Annotated in this window: 10 protein-coding genes; 6 read left to right on the top strand and 4 right to left on the bottom strand. The window is 52.2% G+C overall.

The annotated features are described in order from the left end of the window. Positions 1–28: 28 nt before the first annotated feature. Positions 29–1,846 carry an ATP-binding cassette domain-containing protein gene (locus tag GN278_09560; protein XAT60956.1) on the top strand — a complete coding sequence of 606 codons (1,818 nt, stop codon included), beginning with the start codon at positions 29–31 and terminating at the stop codon, positions 1,844–1,846. Positions 1,847–1,853: 7 nt separating this feature from the next. Here GN278_09560 and GN278_09555 read toward each other — a convergent pair whose 3' ends face one another. Continuing rightward, positions 1,854–5,441, bottom strand: coding sequence for an AcrB/AcrD/AcrF family protein (locus tag GN278_09555; protein ID XAT60955.1), 3,588 nt, complete (start codon positions 5,439–5,441; stop codon positions 1,854–1,856). Then, on the bottom strand, positions 5,438–6,742 hold the full coding sequence (locus GN278_09550) for an efflux RND transporter periplasmic adaptor subunit (GenBank protein XAT60954.1): 1,305 nt from the start codon (positions 6,740–6,742) through the stop codon (positions 5,438–5,440). The genes GN278_09555 and GN278_09550 overlap by 4 nt, the downstream gene beginning before the upstream one ends. Before the next feature lie 223 nt (positions 6,743–6,965). Here GN278_09550 and GN278_09545 point away from each other — a divergent pair, with 223 nt between their 5' ends. The 3 genes from GN278_09545 to GN278_09535 all read left to right on the top strand — a co-directional run bounded on the left by GN278_09545 (position 6,966) and on the right by GN278_09535 (position 10,468). Further along, positions 6,966–7,625 carry a hypothetical protein gene (locus GN278_09545; protein ID XAT60953.1) on the top strand — a complete coding sequence of 220 codons (660 nt, stop codon included), beginning with the start codon at positions 6,966–6,968 and terminating at the stop codon, positions 7,623–7,625. A 69-nt stretch (positions 7,626–7,694) separates the two neighbouring features. Beyond that, complete coding sequence (locus GN278_09540) at positions 7,695–8,984, top strand: PQQ-binding-like beta-propeller repeat protein (GenBank protein XAT62622.1); 1,290 nt, start codon at positions 7,695–7,697, stop codon at positions 8,982–8,984. A gap of 47 nt (positions 8,985–9,031) precedes the next feature. Further along, complete coding sequence (locus tag GN278_09535; GenBank protein ID XAT60952.1) at positions 9,032–10,468, top strand: ribosome biogenesis GTPase Der; 1,437 nt, start codon at positions 9,032–9,034, stop codon at positions 10,466–10,468. 18 nt (positions 10,469–10,486) lie between these two features. On the opposite strand, the gene serS is transcribed toward GN278_09535, so the two are convergent. Further along, positions 10,487–11,776, bottom strand: coding sequence for a serine--tRNA ligase (gene serS, locus GN278_09530; protein ID XAT60951.1), 1,290 nt, complete (start codon positions 11,774–11,776; stop codon positions 10,487–10,489). Between the two features lie 81 nt (positions 11,777–11,857). Further along, a complete protein-coding gene (locus tag GN278_09525) occupies positions 11,858–13,087 on the bottom strand; it encodes a hypothetical protein (GenBank protein ID XAT60950.1) in 1,230 nt (409 codons plus the stop codon). Positions 13,088–13,305: 218 nt separating this feature from the next. On the opposite strand from GN278_09525, the gene yajC reads away from it, so the two are divergent. Further along, positions 13,306–13,590 carry a preprotein translocase subunit YajC gene (gene yajC / locus GN278_09520; GenBank protein XAT60949.1) on the top strand — a complete coding sequence of 95 codons (285 nt, stop codon included), beginning with the start codon at positions 13,306–13,308 and terminating at the stop codon, positions 13,588–13,590. Positions 13,591–13,623: 33 nt separating this feature from the next. Continuing rightward, positions 13,624–15,279, top strand: coding sequence for a protein translocase subunit SecD (gene secD / locus GN278_09515; GenBank protein XAT60948.1), 1,656 nt, complete (start codon positions 13,624–13,626; stop codon positions 15,277–15,279). The last annotated feature ends 2 nt before the right edge of the window (positions 15,280–15,281 follow it).

The raw sequence follows: 15,281 nt of genomic DNA, 5'->3' as shown, positions 1-15,281 counted from the left end.
ATAATGTTTCTTTAATTGGCCAAGGTTTATGTCGGATACAACAACTTCCAAAGATGTTACAGCCCAAGAAGAGCGACGCTCCGCGTGGAAAATCATCAAGAATGTAATTCCGTATCTTTGGCCAGATAGTCAAAAAGCTGTCAAAGCCCGCGTTGTTTTGGCTCTAATATTGCTTGTAGTGGCCAAGATTGTCGCCACTGTCCTGCCGCTTTTACAAGGTGCTGCGGTTGATAGCCTAAGCGGAATAACTACAGATTTTATTCTGGGAGCTGTGGGAATAACGCTCGCCTATGGGGTCGCCCGCATCCTGGAAAGTGGTTTTCAGGAATTACGCGACGCTGTTTTTGCACCTGTTGGTCAAAGAGCATTGCGCCTATTGGCGCTGGAAACGTTTCGCCATATCCATAGCCTATCTATGCGCTACCACATTACGCGAAAAACCGGAGGCCTCAGCAGAATTGTTGAGCGCGGTGTCAAAGGTGTCGACTTTTTATTGCGATTTTTGCTCTTTTCTATAGGACCTTTGATTTTGCAATTGGTAATGATTTCCAGCGTTTTGTTTGTCAAATTGGATGTTAAGTACGTTCTGGTCGTTCTTATCACGATAGGGCTTTATGTGTGGTTTACATTCACGGTGTCTGAATGGCGGGTTAAATTACGCCGGCGGATGAATGAACAGGATACAGAAGCGAACCAAAAGGCGATTGATAGCCTGCTGAACTTTGAAACCGTTAAATATTTTAACGCTGAAGAACGTGAAGCTCAACGCTATGACAGCGCGATGGCGGGCTATGCTGACGCAGCGCTAAAAACCAGCTATTCGTTGGCTGCGCTGAACTTTGGTCAAGTGGTTTTGATCACGCTGGGCTTAACCACAATGATGGTTATGGCAGCTGTGGGTGTGCAAAATGGCTCACTCAGTGTTGGGGATTTTGTTGTTGTGACAGCTTATATGATCCAAATCACAATGCCGCTTAATTTTTTGGGATTTGTTTATCGGGAAATTCGCCAAGCGCTGGTGGACATGTCTGAAATGTTTGATCTTCTGAATTACCCAACCGAAGTTACGGATAAACCGGATGCGGCTATTTTGAAAGTCACGGGCGGGCATGTGACGTTCAATAAAATTCACTTTGGCTATGAAGCAGACCGGCAAATTTTACTGAACGTGAGCATTGATATTCCGGCAGGACAAACCATTGCCATTGTTGGACCGTCAGGCTCTGGAAAATCTACTATCGGCCGGTTGCTGTTTCGCTTTTATGATGCCAGCGCTGGTTCGCTTTGCATTGATGGTCAAGACGTGCGCGATGTTACCCAACTTAGCCTGCATCAGTCCATTGGCGTGGTACCACAGGATACGGTTCTGTTTAACGATACAATTCTCTATAATATTGCCTACGGGCGCGAGGGCGCTAGTTTTGCCGAGATTGAGCAGGCGGCGAAAGACGCTCAAATTCATGATTTTATTCAGTCTTTGCCACAAGGCTATGACACATTGGTGGGTGAAAGAGGGCTCAAACTATCTGGCGGTGAAAAGCAGCGGGTTGGTATTGCTAGGACTTTGTTGAAAAACCCACCAATTTTATTGCTTGATGAAGCAACCAGCGCGCTCGATAGCGAAACAGAACATGAAATTCAAGACGCGCTTGATCGGGCAGGGCGTGGCCGCACGGTGCTTATGATTGCGCATCGCTTATCGACCGTTGCCAAAGCGGACAGCATTGTGGTGCTGGAAGATGGACAGGTGGTAGAGCGCGGAGATCACAAAACACTTTTGGCACGCAAAGGGCGTTATCATGACTTGTGGACATTGCAGCAGTCGGAAAAAGAGACTGCTGCGTAGTGGCCTGTTATTCAGCAGCTCTTAAAGGGGTTGCACTCATGCCTAAAGGGGCTTCTTTTCCATCGCTGCCAACCAAATCAGACCAGATGATTTCAGGTTGTTTAATACGCTTTGCTTTGCGTCGCAGAGCCCAATCCTGCGCAATATTTGCCTGACGGTTGGCGCCAAGCACGCGAAGCGCATTTGCAAACCATTTTGCATAGGTCACCACCCAAACACGAGAGGACAGCAACGCCGGGGTAAACACCAATGTGAGCACCGTTGCGATGCCAAGACCAAAAACAACCGCAGTAGCCAGCTGTTTCCACCACAGTGCGGTTGGGCTATCAACCGAATAGCCGCCACCTATAAAGTCAAGGCTGAGGCCAAACATCATCGGTGCAAGGCCGGCCATGGTGGTGATCGTGGTCAAAAGTACGGGCCGGATGCGCTGTTCAGCTGTTCGGATAATAGCTTCCACACGCGGCATATATTTTGAAAGATCTTGATAGGTGTCGATTAAAACAATGTTGTTGTTCACCACAATACCTGCCAACGCAACAATACCAGTTCCGGTCATGATGGTGGAAAAGGCTTGGTCCATCACCAACATTCCGATCAACACTCCTACGGTCGAAAGGACAACGGCCAAAAGAACAATTGTTGCGTTATAAAAGCTGTTGAACTGTGCCAGCAAAATAATGAACATCAGCGCCAGAGCCGCGCTAAAGGCACTCGATAGGAAAGCCTGACTTTCAGCTTGGTCTTGTTGATCGCCGGTCCATTCCCAAGAAATACCTGCAGGCATCGGATTAGCTTCGAGATATTCGGTTAAATAGGCAATCCGCTCATTTGCATTGATCATAACTTCACGGCTTTCACCATTTTCGTCCGTCACAGTCCGTTTTAGGTCCGGCAGAACCGCCGCTTTGATGTCAAAGTAACGTTTTTGGTTAATCCGATTAATCTCAGCCAGCTTTTTAACTGGTTTTCGGGTGATAAAATTGGATAACGGAACAAGACCATCTTGAGTGCGCACTTTTAAGGTATCTAGCGTGCTTAAAAACCGGTCTTCGCGTGGGAGGCGTACTCTAATTTCAACCTCTTCATCGCTGCTATCAACCCGCATCGTATCCAATAAAAGACCGCGGGTGACCAATTGCACCATGCCGCCCACGGTGGCGACATCCGCCCCATAGCGACCGGCTTTTTCCACATCCACGTCAATCTGCCAGTCAATCCCCGGCAGGGGTAGTGAGTCTTCTACCAAGTTTAGTCCATAGGTGCCGTCAAAGACCGCGCGCATCTTTTCTGTGCTGGACAGAAGATCATCCCAATTATCACCTGTAAGCCTTAGATGCACTGGCTTGCTGCTGGCTGGGCCGCGGCCAAGAGCCAGCACCTCGATTTGAATGCCCGGAATTTGTTTGAGCTGCGTGGTCAGCTCGTCAACCACAATATTGCCATCAAGTTCTGGCTGCTCGCGGCGATCTTCCCATGGAATGGTTTCAAGCTGAATTCGTCCAATGGTGTCTTTTGGCGTCGAAGCGCCTGCGGTGTTTTGGTTTAAGCCGCCTGCGCCTGCAAACGAAAACACACTTGCGATCCCGGGATGATCAATAACGATCTTTTCAGCTTGGCGTAAAAGAACGTCTTTTTCATCAAGCGAAAGGTTTCCCCGGGCTTTGACGTAGACAATAGCTTGCTCGGGCTCGGATTCTACAAAGAACTCTACGCCTTTGTTATTGGCGCCGTAGTAAGTAAAAACAGAAACCGCGAACAAAGCCACACCTGCGATGGTCACTAAAGGCATGATCGGGTTGCCGGCCACCAGCTTAATGAAATACCCAAACGGGGTTCTGCGGTACCCCACTTGCACACGTTTGGCCGGGCGCTCGATTTTAACCGATCCCAGAACTGTCGAGCCCGCAAAGGCCGACAAAATAAACATCGCAGCTCCCGGAAATATCGCCCAAATGCCTGAGGTTTCTCGGTCCAAGTCTAATAGATAGGCCGGGTTTACAACCTGCATGGCACTTAGAAAAACAGCATAAAACACCACTGGCACCAGCGCGGCGCGAACCGCCCAGGGCAAAGTCGACCGCAAGACGTCTGATCCATTTTCAAACATGCGGCTCAGCCGGCCGGATACGCCGCCGATAATTGGCAAGAACACCAACGCCACAATCAACGACGCAGAAAGTACAAAAATCAATGTCACCGGAAGCATGCCCATGAACTGACCCGCAACACCGGGCCAGAACAACATCGGCAAAAAGGCGCATAAGGTGGTTGCGGTTGAGCTCACAACCGGCCAGAACATGCGTTTTGCAGCCTCTACATATGCGCTCATCGGGCCGATGCCTTCGGCAATCTTTTTATCGGCATATTCAACCACAACAATCGCGCCATCCACCAACATCCCCACGGCGAGGATAAGCCCGAACATCACAATGTTTGAAATGGTAATCCCCATCACGCCCATCAACACAAAACTTAAGAGGAATGAGGTCGGGATTGCAAAGCCAACCAGAAGCGCTGCGCGCGTGCCCAGCGAAGACAGAACAACCATCATCACCAAAGCGATTGCGGTCAGAACCGAGCCTTCAAGCTGGCTAACCATACTGTCAACCACACGCGATTGATCGTTCGATGTGCCAACATTTATCGCTGCACGCAAATCTTGCGGCCATGTGGCCTTTTCGGCTTCGACCAACTCGGTAATCTGCTTGGCGGTTTTAATCAGGTTAAAGCCTTTTCGCTTCACCACTTGCAGCGCAACTGTTGTTTCACCGTTAAAACGGGCAGTGCCGGCGCGGTCTTCAAAGGTTAGTTTTATGGTGGCCAAATCACCTAATGTGACCACACGGTCGCCGTTGGTTTTCACGGGCAATGAATAGATATCGCGCGGCTCATCAAAACTTGATGGAATTTTGACAGCAAATGTGCCTTGGGCCGAGTCCACTTCGCCAGCAGCAATCAACTGGTTATTGTTGCGGACAACACTAATCAATTCGTTCGCGGTGACATTATAAGATTCAAGCCGCAGTGGGTCGATCGAAACCTCAACCATTTCCTGACGATTGCCTGATATTGCGGCTTCCAGTACGGCATCAATGGCTTCGATCTTATCTTGCAGGTCCTCGGCAACGCGAGTCATCGTGCGCTCGGGAACATTGCCGGTCAGGTTCACAATGATAATCGGAAATTCCGAGAAATTGATTTCATTAATAGAATACTTATCTGCACCTTCGGGGAATTTGGCCTCAACAGAATTCATCGCATCGCGGACATCTGCCAGCGTTTTTGCTTTGTCCCAACCAAATTCAAATTCGAGCGCAACGCCGGCATAGTTTTCTGCCGCCGAGGCAGTGATTTTCTTTAAGCCGGCCAAATCCGCCAATTCGGTTTCCATTGGCTTGACCAAGAGTGTTTCGCTGTCAGCAGCAGAAATGCCTGGAAACGGAACGGAAATAAATAGCACAGGCACTTGGATGTCTGGCTCGCCTTCTTTGGGCAAGCCTGTATAGGCAAAAATACCTGCAGTCAGGGCCGCAATAATCAATGCAACAATCATACGGGCGCGTTCAGCGGCCCAATCTACCAAACCAGTCATTGCGTCATCTCCCGGTATGTCGGCGCAACTTCAACCCCATCATTGACATATTCTTGACCCACCACAATTACGGCGACTTCATCAGGTAATCCTGCAAGCCAAACACCCTCTATGGTATCTCGCAATAAGTCAACTTCCTTGAATATAGCGATATTACCTTCTCCGACCAGCCTAAGCCCTAAGTTGCCGTCATCGTTAAGTGTTAATGCAGATTGCGGGAGCAGATGCGCCTGTTTGCCTTCTGAGGCAATGAGGATTTCGGCGGTTTGTCCATCGCGGATGCTACGATCGGGGTTTGGCACCTCTATTTCGACTCGAAATGTGCGGGTCAAAGGATCAGCAGCGCGTGAAATGAAAGTGACATTACCAAACACTGCTTGGCCAGACACCAGCTGCGTTGCTGTTTTGGCTCCTATTTGAACCCGTTGAACTTCGCCCTCAGGAACAAAACCAACAACCTTAATGGGGTCAATTTGGATAATTGTTGCGCACAGTGAGCCGGGTTGGAGTAGGCTTCCGATTTCTGCTGTATCGGTTTCCAAAATACCTTTGAAAGGAGCCACCAGAGTGAGACGTTCAATTTCTTTTTCTGCCGATGCGACCACTGCTTCGGCGGATTGTATCCGAGAGCGGGTAGATTCAAAGCCGGCTTTGGCCGTTGCAACGCTTGCTTCGGCAGATCGGGTGGCCGCCTGTGCGGACGTGACACGCGTTTCCGTCGCATAGCCGCCCTCGGCCAGTTTCTCAGCGGCATTTAGGTTGAACTGCGCCTCTTCAAGCCGTGATTGCGCTTCCTCTAGCCGAGCTTGGGTTTCTGGAACACGGGCTTTGGCTTCGGCCAAACGCGCCACGGCATCAGCTAGACTGGTTGAGCGCGTTCCAGGGTCCAATTGACATAAGATTTGGTTCGGGTTGATCAAACTGCCTTTGCGCAGGGGCTCAGAAATGACCTGACCAGAGGTTTCGGCGCGCACTTGGACTTGCCGCGCCGCCTCGGTTTGACCACGCAGAACAACGGCGCTGTCGATTTCTTGCGCCTTGGATTTCACTGCAACGATTTTTATCAGCTCAGCGCTGGCGCGATCATCCTCGATAGAGGCCTCTTCTTTTTGCGCGCTCTCTGCGATTGGTTTAGTGACATCTTGTTGCTCCACACCCGCAGGCTCGTTGCCCAATACAGCATTCACAAGTGTGCTCAACGGCGCACCCTGAGAAACAGCGCGGAGCGCATCTCTTTCAAATACCATCAGATAAAGAAAGGCTGTCACTAAAATTGCCGTCAAAAAAGATATTATTCGCATTCGTTATTTTCCGCGCTCAATGAGTTATGCTGATTTTTTTCAGCCAGTTTATTTTTCATATAAAGCTATTGTTGATACGTTTAAACCGTTCAATTAGATTAAACTTTTCTAAAACCGGCTGCAAGGTGTGGTATCCCTTTATCATGCTCGGCTTTCGTTTCTGGCTTGGCACTTGTGACCAGACAAGGTAAGAGTTTTCCAAACCAACCAATGAGGCAATATCGTGAGCGAAACAGACAGCTTTATCGACGAAGTAACAGAGGAAGTTCGGCGGGACCGATTGTTCGGGCTGATGCGCCGTTATGGCTGGATCGCAGTTCTTGTTGTTTTACTCGTTGTGGGTGGTGCGGCATACCGTGAATATAGCCGTGCGTCCCAGCAGGCCGCAGCTCAGGCTTTGGGTGATGCGCTTTTGGCGGCGCTTGATAATCCCGATATAGCTGCGCGCTCCACGGCGCTTGGGCAAGTTCAATCAAACTCAGCCGAAGCGGTTGCAATCGTTGCAATTTTACAGGCGGGGGTATTGGCAGAAGAAGGAAAGAGCGCGGATATTTTCCAGCTTTTGCAACCCATTGTGGACAATCAAAGCCTCAACCAGGACTATCGTGACTTGGCGCATTTCAAACAGCTTTTACATGCAGATGAGGTGCTTGATGCGGCTCAGCGCACCGAAGGTTTCCAAGTGCTGGCTGAGCCAGGCAAACCGCTACGCGTTTTGGCCGAGGAACAATTGGCTTTGCTTGAGCTGCAAGCGGGCGATCAAGGCGCGGCAATTAACCGGCTCAATGCACTTTTAGAAGATGCAGATTTAACCCAGAATTTGCAACAGCGCACACGCCAATTGCTGATTGCTTTGGGGCAGGACATGACAAACGGTAACTGATTGAGTGACGGCTGTAGTGGAAGGGGAGCACTGAAGGTGACACGCGCAATAATACCCACCTTCGTACTGATGGCGTTTGTGGCCGCTGGCTGTACAGACCCCGATATTGCCTTGTCTGGCAAACGTGAGCCGGTGACGGCCATTTTAACCGATGGTGGCGCCCAACTCGTTGCAGCACAAGAAAATCAATCCAGAACCTTTAAGGCTCCGAGCGAAAAAAATAATAGCAACTGGCTGCAAGGCCATGGAACCCCAAAAACCAGAACTACGCATCCGGCGCTTGCCGCATCGCTCTCAAAAGTCTGGTCCGCGCCAATTGGACGGGGTGACCGGCAACGCGTGCGCATTTCCGCAGATCCCATTTTTGTCGATGGGATGATCGTGACCCTTGATAGTCAGTCTGTTCTGACCGCAACTTCCGCTTCTGGCGCGCGGCTTTGGTCGCTTGATTTGACGCCGGCAGGCGAACAAGTGGGTGAAGCTGATGGCGGCGGGCTCGCAGCTGGGGGCGGCAAAATTTATGTCACCACCGGATATGGTGAAATGGCCGCTGTCGATCCCAAAACCGGTAAAAAAATCTGGACACAATCGCTAATGGCTTTGGCCGCCGGCCGGCCGGCTTATTCTAATGGGCTTGTTTACGTGGTGAGCGGGGGTGCCACCAGTTGGGCAGTTGAGGCCGATAATGGCCGGGTACGGTGGCAAATAGACGGTCTCAGCGATCTCAACATGCGGCGTGGATCCACTGGGCCGGCTGTTTCTGACAAGTTTGTGCTGTTTGGCTATGGCTCTGGGGATGTGCAAGCAGCCTTTCGAAAAGGCGGACTGGTGCTGTGGACGGCCACCTTAGCCGGTGCGCGCAGCGGCCAGGCTATTTCTACAATAAACGGTATCGGCGCGAGCCCTGTGATTTCTGGCAAGCGGGTTTATGCGGCCAACGCATCTGGCCGACTTGTGGCAATGAACCTTGACAGCGGGACACGGCTTTGGACAGCGCCGCACGGGGCGCTCACCCCGCTTTGGGTCGCCGGTGGGTCGGTGTTTTTGATCAATGACATCGGCCAGTTGGTGCGCGTGGATGCGCGCAACGGAAAAACCATCTGGGCGACCGATTTACCAACAGATAAAACATCGCTTTCATGGCGCAGCACCGAGGTGATTGCCCATCATGGGCCGATTTTGGCTGGTGGGCGGTTGATTGTCGCCTCGGGTGATGGGCTTTTGCGCCAATTTGATCCTGCCTCTGGAACGGAACTTGACGCGGTGAAAATTCCTGGTGGGGCGACCACCAGTCCTATTGTCGCTGATGGTGTTCTTTATGTTGTCTCCAAAAACGGCAAATTACACGCTTTCCGCTAGGGTAAAACTGGTGTAAGCGGCAATTCTTTAATGAGCGGAGCGCATGAATGAGCTTTTCTTTGGCCATTGTTGGCCGGCCCAATGTCGGCAAATCAACGCTGTTCAACAGGTTGGTTGGAAAACGTCTGGCTTTGGTGGATGATCAGCCGGGTGTGACCCGCGATCTGCGCGAAGGCGCTGCGCGGCTGGGGGATCTGCGCTTTACGGTGATTGACACGGCTGGGTTGGAAGAGGCCACCGACGAAAGCCTGCAAGGCCGGATGCGGCGTCTAACCGAACGCGCGGTTGATATGGCTGATATCTGTCTGTTTATGATAGATGCCCGCGCTGGAGTGACCCCCACAGATGAAATCTTTGCTGAGATTTTACGCAAGCGGGCAGCGCATGTGATCTTAGGGGCGAACAAAGGCGAAGGCTCGGCTGCGGATGCCGGTGTGATCGAAGCCTGGTCGCTGGGCTTGGGCGAGCCGCTTCGCCTGTCTGCCGAGCACGGCGAGGGGATGGCGGATTTACTGTCGATGCTGATGCCCTTGGCCGACGGGTTTGAAGAACGCGCTAAAGAAGAGGCTGCTGAAACCGATATCGACGTGGATGAAGACGCCACTGATAGCTACCGCCTGCCGACCAAGCAAAAGCCGCTGCAGGTGGCAGTGGTCGGGCGGCCCAATGCGGGCAAATCAACGCTGATTAATAAAATCCTTGGTGAGGATCGGCTTCTAACCGGTCCAGAGGCGGGGATTACCCGCGATGCGATTTCGCTACAGATCGACTGGCAGGGCACGCCGATGCGGGTGTTTGACACTGCTGGGATGCGCAAAAAGGCAAAGGTTCAGGATAAAGTTGAAAAGCTGTCGGTTAGCGACGGGCTGCGGGCGGTGAAATTTGCAGAAGTGGTGGTGGTTCTGCTGGATGCGGCGATCCCGTTTGAGCAACAAGACCTGCGCATTGCCGATCTGGCCGAACGCGAAGGCCGCGCCGTGGTGGTTGCGGTGAACAAATGGGATGTCGAGGATGAAAAACAGCAAAAGCTGACCCATTTGAAAGAAGCTTTTGAGCGGCTTTTGCCGCAACTGCGCGGCGCGCCGCTTGTAACGGTCTCGGCCAAAACCGGCCGTGGGCTTGACCGGCTGCACCAAGCGGTGATGCGCGCGCATGAGGTTTGGAATACGCGGGTCACCACAGCGCAGCTCAACCGCTGGCTGGCGGGCATGGTCGAAGCGCATCCGCCGCCCGCACCGGGCGGACGCCGGATCAAGCTGCGCTATATGACCCAAACCAAAACCCGTCCTCCGGGCTTTGTGGTGATGTGTTCGCATCCCGATAAACTGCCGGAAAGCTATTCGCGCTATCTGGTTAATGCGCTGCGGCTTGATTTTGACATGCCGGGCACGCCGATCCGCCTGCACATGCGCTCACAGGCCGATAAAAACCCCTATAAGAACCGCAAAAAATCCACTCCGTCGCGGCTAAAGAAACATCTTTAACGCAGCGGTGTAACGGCGCTAGACCAAGCTGCCATCGGCGGCCAAAGTGGTTTTTCCGCCCAGATAGGGATGTAGCGCAGCTGGTAGAGCCACGGATCCATCATCCTGCTGACCGTTTTCCAGAACCGCGATCAAACAGCGGCCCACGGCCACGCCCGACCCGTTCAGCGTATGCACAAACTCGGGCTTGCCGCCGCCTTCTGGCTTATAGCGGGCATTCATCCGCCGGGCCTGAAAATCACCGCAGACCGAAACCGAACTTATTTCGCGGTAGGTGTTCTGCCCCGGCAACCAGACCTCAAGATCATGGGTTTTACGCGCGCCAAAGCCCATGTCACCGGTGCACAGCACCATCACCCGATAGGGCAGCTCTAGCTTTTCCAATATGGCCTCGGCGCATTTGGTCATGCGCTCATGCTCATCCAGCGCGCTATCGGGCGTGCAGATGGTGACCATTTCGACCTTTTCAAACTGATGCTGGCGCAGCATGCCGGCGGTGTCTTTGCCCGCTGATCCTGCCTCGGAGCGAAAACATAGCGTATGGGCGGTCATCCGCATGGGCAGCGCGGATGCGTCAACCGTTTCGCCCGCCACAGTGTTGGTCAGCGTGACCTCGGATGTGGGGATCAGCCACCAGCCATTGGTGGTCTGGTAGCTGTCTTCGGCAAATTTTGGCAATTGCCCTGTGCCCCGCATGGCCGCATCGCGCACCAGAACCGGCGTGTTTACTTCGCTGAGCCCATGCTCATCAATATGCACATCCATCATGAATTGCGCCAGCGCCCGATGCAGCCGCGCTACAGCGCCGCGCAAAAGCACGAAACGTGATCCAGAGAGTTTGGCAGCAGTTTCAAAATCCATCCCCGCAGCCACGCCGGGCACTTCGAAATGCTCGCGCGCGCTGTTGATCTGGCGCGGGGTGCCCCAGCTGCGCACTTCCACATTACCCGCCTCATCTTCGCCTTCGGGTACATCATCAAGCGCTAGATTTTCAATGCCCATCAGCTGCGCTTCCAGCTCGCCATCAATCTCTTTGGCTTTGGCATTCATTTCGGCCACTTCGACCTTTTTTGCGGCCACCAAGGCCCGCAGCCGTTCAAATTCGGCCTCATCACCGCTGGCTTTGGCGGCGCCGACGGATTTGCTGGCTTTGTTTTGTTCGGCCTGCGCGGTTTCGGCAGCCAGTATGGCGGCGCGGCGGCGGCTGTCGATTTCCAAAAGCGACGAGGACACAGCCGATACCCCACGCCGCGCCAAAGCGGCGTCAAAAGCGGTTGGATTATCGCGAATGGCCCGGATGTCATGCATTTGGAAATCTCCTATTTTTTGCCGAGTCTTTTTACTGGCGCCCTTATGCACCACTTCGCGCCCTATGGGTAGGGGAATTGATTAGGTGGATTTATTTGTCTTTTTGGCTGGCTTTTTAGCTGGCTGTTTGGACGGCTTTGGCGGTGTATAACCCGCGGGGTTGTCCAGCCATTTATGGTATTCGCCATAAAACGCATCAAGCTCTAATGCATGTTCCGGCCAATGCTTTGGCCACTTCAGATGTTCGGGAAAAGTGACCGAGCCATCGCCAAACATTGCGTTGATCTGCGCTTGGGTGATGTCGCTACCGGTAAAATCCGCCCCATGTATATATGCTTTGAAAAAAATGGCCTTTAAAAGGTCGGAGTGTTGCAAATTGGTATGAATTAACTCTGCCCGCATCACATCAGCACGGTCAACCCAAGCCCCCGCAAGCAGGCTTGCGCTGAACCATGCATAGGCGAAATCACCGTCCCGCATATCTGCCCGTTCCAGATTTGCAAGCCGCAAATCCAACCGGTAGTTTTGAGCGCGTTCAAGATTTATTTTATCCGCGCCGCGGCGGCCAATAACGCTTAGCGCGGTTTGAATGTCATCGCGGGGGCGCTCATTCGCGGCGTCCTCGGCGTTTTGCGCTGTGGTATCCCACGGTGCGTTGGTGCGGATATAGGCGCATAAAATCTGCATCACTGAAATATGATCGCGGTCGCTATCCTGCGCGATGCGTTCAAGCGCATAAATCGATCCTATGCGGACCTCTAAATTGGGTTTGGTAACATCGGTGGATGTGCCATCATCAGCCACGACTTTATCCATTTTATCCGCGCCCAATCCGGCAACCGCCTTGGTGATGCGGTCGGTGATTAGCCCTTGCTCGGCGGCATTGGTGCTGCGTTCACTCATCCAAAGCTTTATTAGCCCAAAGGGAATTGTGCTGGCCGCCACCAAAACGCCTAAAAGCACCGCCACCGCATAGGCTAGATTGCGAATGTCTTCGGTTGCGGGGGGCTCTTTCCCCGCCTCAGCCCGCAAAAGGTCAACCATACCGGCCACCGAGCGAATGATGTCCCACAGGTAAAAGATGCACGCATAGGCAAACAGCAAAACGCCAAGCGACCAGACCAGTTCAACATAATTGGTTTTGATGAAACCGCTAACCTTGCGGCCAGTTTTCGGAGCAAGCCGAAAGAAAAGCCAAAGGCCTGCGATCCCTAACACTGGGCTCAAAAGCAAAATGACCTTAAAATTCGCTACCCAATAAATGACCCCATAAAATAGCCATTGAATTACCCAAAATAGAAAATCTGTCATCAAATATAACCTTAAGCAGAATGGGGCCAGTCAACGGCATTTTCGCCCGCCAAGCAAGGTAAACTGCGCCCCAAGGCGGCGAATTTGACACTACCGCGATACTGCCGCGATACCGACGTAAAACAGATGCCCCATTTTGCGCCGTTTCGCCCCTTGCAAACAGCCGCCGCTGCGCATAGGTTCGCGCAAAATGTGAAGTTTTACAGACAGGACAGACAATGGACGCTTTTGGCCAATTTATCCCGCTTATTCTAATCTTTGCGATCATGTATTTTTTGCTCATCCGGCCGCAGCAAAAAAAGGTCAAGCAGCATCAGGCAATGGTCACCGCCCTGCGCCGTGGTGATCAGGTTGTCACCCAAGGTGGGTTGATCGGAAAAGTGGTAAAAGTTAAAGAAGACAATGAGTTAGAGGTAGAACTTGCAGAAGGCGTTAAAGTGCGCGTGGTGCAGTCAACCATCGCTCAGGTGCTTAGCAAAACCGAACCCGCTAACAAAGCGTAAACCGGCACAGCCAACGATAAAGAGGGGCGGGATATGCTGCAAATCGATCTATGGAAACGGATCGTAATATGGTCGCTTTGTGCCATTGGCTTGCTTTTGGCCATGCCGAACGGGTTTTACAGCCGTGTTGAAGGCTATAATGACGCACAAAAATCATTTGAAAGCAGCGGCTTAGAGGTTAAGGGCGCACCCAGCTGGCCATCGTTTTTACCCTCTGGACTGGTGAATTTAGGCCTTGATTTACGCGGCGGCGCGCATCTGCTGGCCGAGGTTGAGGTCGAAGATGTTTACGCCGCCCGGATGAAAAGCCTCTGGCCCACCCTGCGCGACACCCTACGCCCCGAACGCGCAACGATAGGTACGATCAGATTGCAACAAGACGGGCCTAGCGATGAATTACGGGTTAGGATTTCACAACCTGAGGAAATGGCACGGGCGATTGCCGCGGCTGAGACACTAAGCCAGCCGGTGTCGACCTTAACCGGCGCTGGCGCGCGCGATCTTGAGGTTTACAGCGAAGATGATGTTTTAGTGGTGACTTTGTCAGAGGCTGAGCGGGCCGCCACAAATGATAGAACTGTAAAGCAAGCGCTTGAAATTATTCGTAGAAGAATAGATGAGGTCGGAACAAGAGAGCCGACCATTCAGCGTCAGGGCGCTTTGCGGGTTCTTATACAAGTGCCCGGAATTGGATCAGCAGCCGAGCTTAAAGAGTTGATAGGAACCACTGCCCAGCTGACATTCCAACCTGTGATTGGACCTGCCAGTGATCCCGATGCGGAACCGGGGCTTGGCAATGAACTTTTGCCGTCTTTGGATGAAGAAGGGCGCTATTACATTCTTGACATAGCGCCGGTGGTGACGGGTGAAGATTTAGTCGATGCACAGCCAAGTTTTGACCAAAACGGACGTCCGGCAGTTAACTTTCGCTTTAACCCATCTGGTGCGCGGCGCTTTGGCGACTATACCGCTGAAAACATTGGTGAACCTTTTGCCATCGTGCTGGATGGCGAAGTCATTAGCGCGCCCGTAATCCAAAGTCATATTCCGGGTGGTTCAGGTATAATAACAGGTAGCTTTTCAGTTGAGGAAAGCTCAAATCTAGCGATTTTGCTGCGTGCGGGGGCTTTACCTGCGGGGCTTGATTTTCTTGAGGAAAGAACGATCGGACCTGAGCTGGGCGCTGACAGCATTCAGGCCGGTAAGATCGCCTGTATAGTGGCCTTTGTCGGAGTGCTTGTTTTCATGGGGCTCAGCTATGGGCTGTTTGGTCTTTTCGCGAACGTTGCTCTGATTGTTAACATTGGTCTGATCTTTGGGTTGCTTAGCTTAATTGGCGCCACATTAACCTTACCGGGGATTGCGGGGATCGTGTTGACCATCGGTATGGCCGTGGATGCTAATGTGTTGATTTTTGAGCGTATTCGCGAAGAAGTAAAAACAGCCAAAGGACCGTCGCGAGCGATTGAGTTGGGCTATCAAAAGGCACTAAGTGCTATTTTGGACGCCAATATTACAACCTTCATTACTGCGGTTATTTTATTTACAATGGGATCGGGCCCCGTGCGCGGATTTTCAATTACGCTGGGGCTCGGGATTTTAACCTCGGTCTTTACGGCAATTTTTGTCACCCGATTGCTGGTGGTGATGTGGTTTGAACGCCGCCGCCCCAAAACTTTGGAGGTGTAGAG

It is taken from the genome of Rhodobacteraceae bacterium Araon29 (assembly GCA_039640505.1).
Taxonomy (GTDB): domain Bacteria; phylum Pseudomonadota; class Alphaproteobacteria; order Rhodobacterales; family Rhodobacteraceae; genus CABZJG01.
The sequence above is the reverse complement of the archived record's forward strand: the minus strand, read 5'-3'. Positions and strand labels throughout refer to the sequence as shown.

Excerpts from the sequence above, each read along its gene's own strand:
- GN278_09540 (XAT62622.1), top strand. The coding sequence starts at position 7,695 with ATGGCGTTTGTGGCCGCTGGCTGTACAGACCCCGATATTGCCTTGTCT.
- serS (XAT60951.1), bottom strand. The coding sequence starts at position 11,776 with ATGCATGACATCCGGGCCATTCGCGATAATCCAACCGCTTTTGACGCC.
- GN278_09525 (XAT60950.1), bottom strand. The coding sequence starts at position 13,087 with ATGACAGATTTTCTATTTTGGGTAATTCAATGGCTATTTTATGGGGTC.
- yajC (XAT60949.1), top strand. The coding sequence starts at position 13,306 with ATGGACGCTTTTGGCCAATTTATCCCGCTTATTCTAATCTTTGCGATC.
- GN278_09535 (XAT60952.1), top strand. The coding sequence starts at position 9,032 with ATGAGCTTTTCTTTGGCCATTGTTGGCCGGCCCAATGTCGGCAAATCA.
- GN278_09550 (XAT60954.1), bottom strand. The coding sequence starts at position 6,742 with ATGCGAATAATATCTTTTTTGACGGCAATTTTAGTGACAGCCTTTCTT.
- secD (XAT60948.1), top strand. The coding sequence starts at position 13,624 with ATGCTGCAAATCGATCTATGGAAACGGATCGTAATATGGTCGCTTTGT.
- GN278_09555 (XAT60955.1), bottom strand. The coding sequence starts at position 5,441 with ATGACTGGTTTGGTAGATTGGGCCGCTGAACGCGCCCGTATGATTGTT.
- GN278_09560 (XAT60956.1), top strand. The coding sequence starts at position 29 with ATGTCGGATACAACAACTTCCAAAGATGTTACAGCCCAAGAAGAGCGA.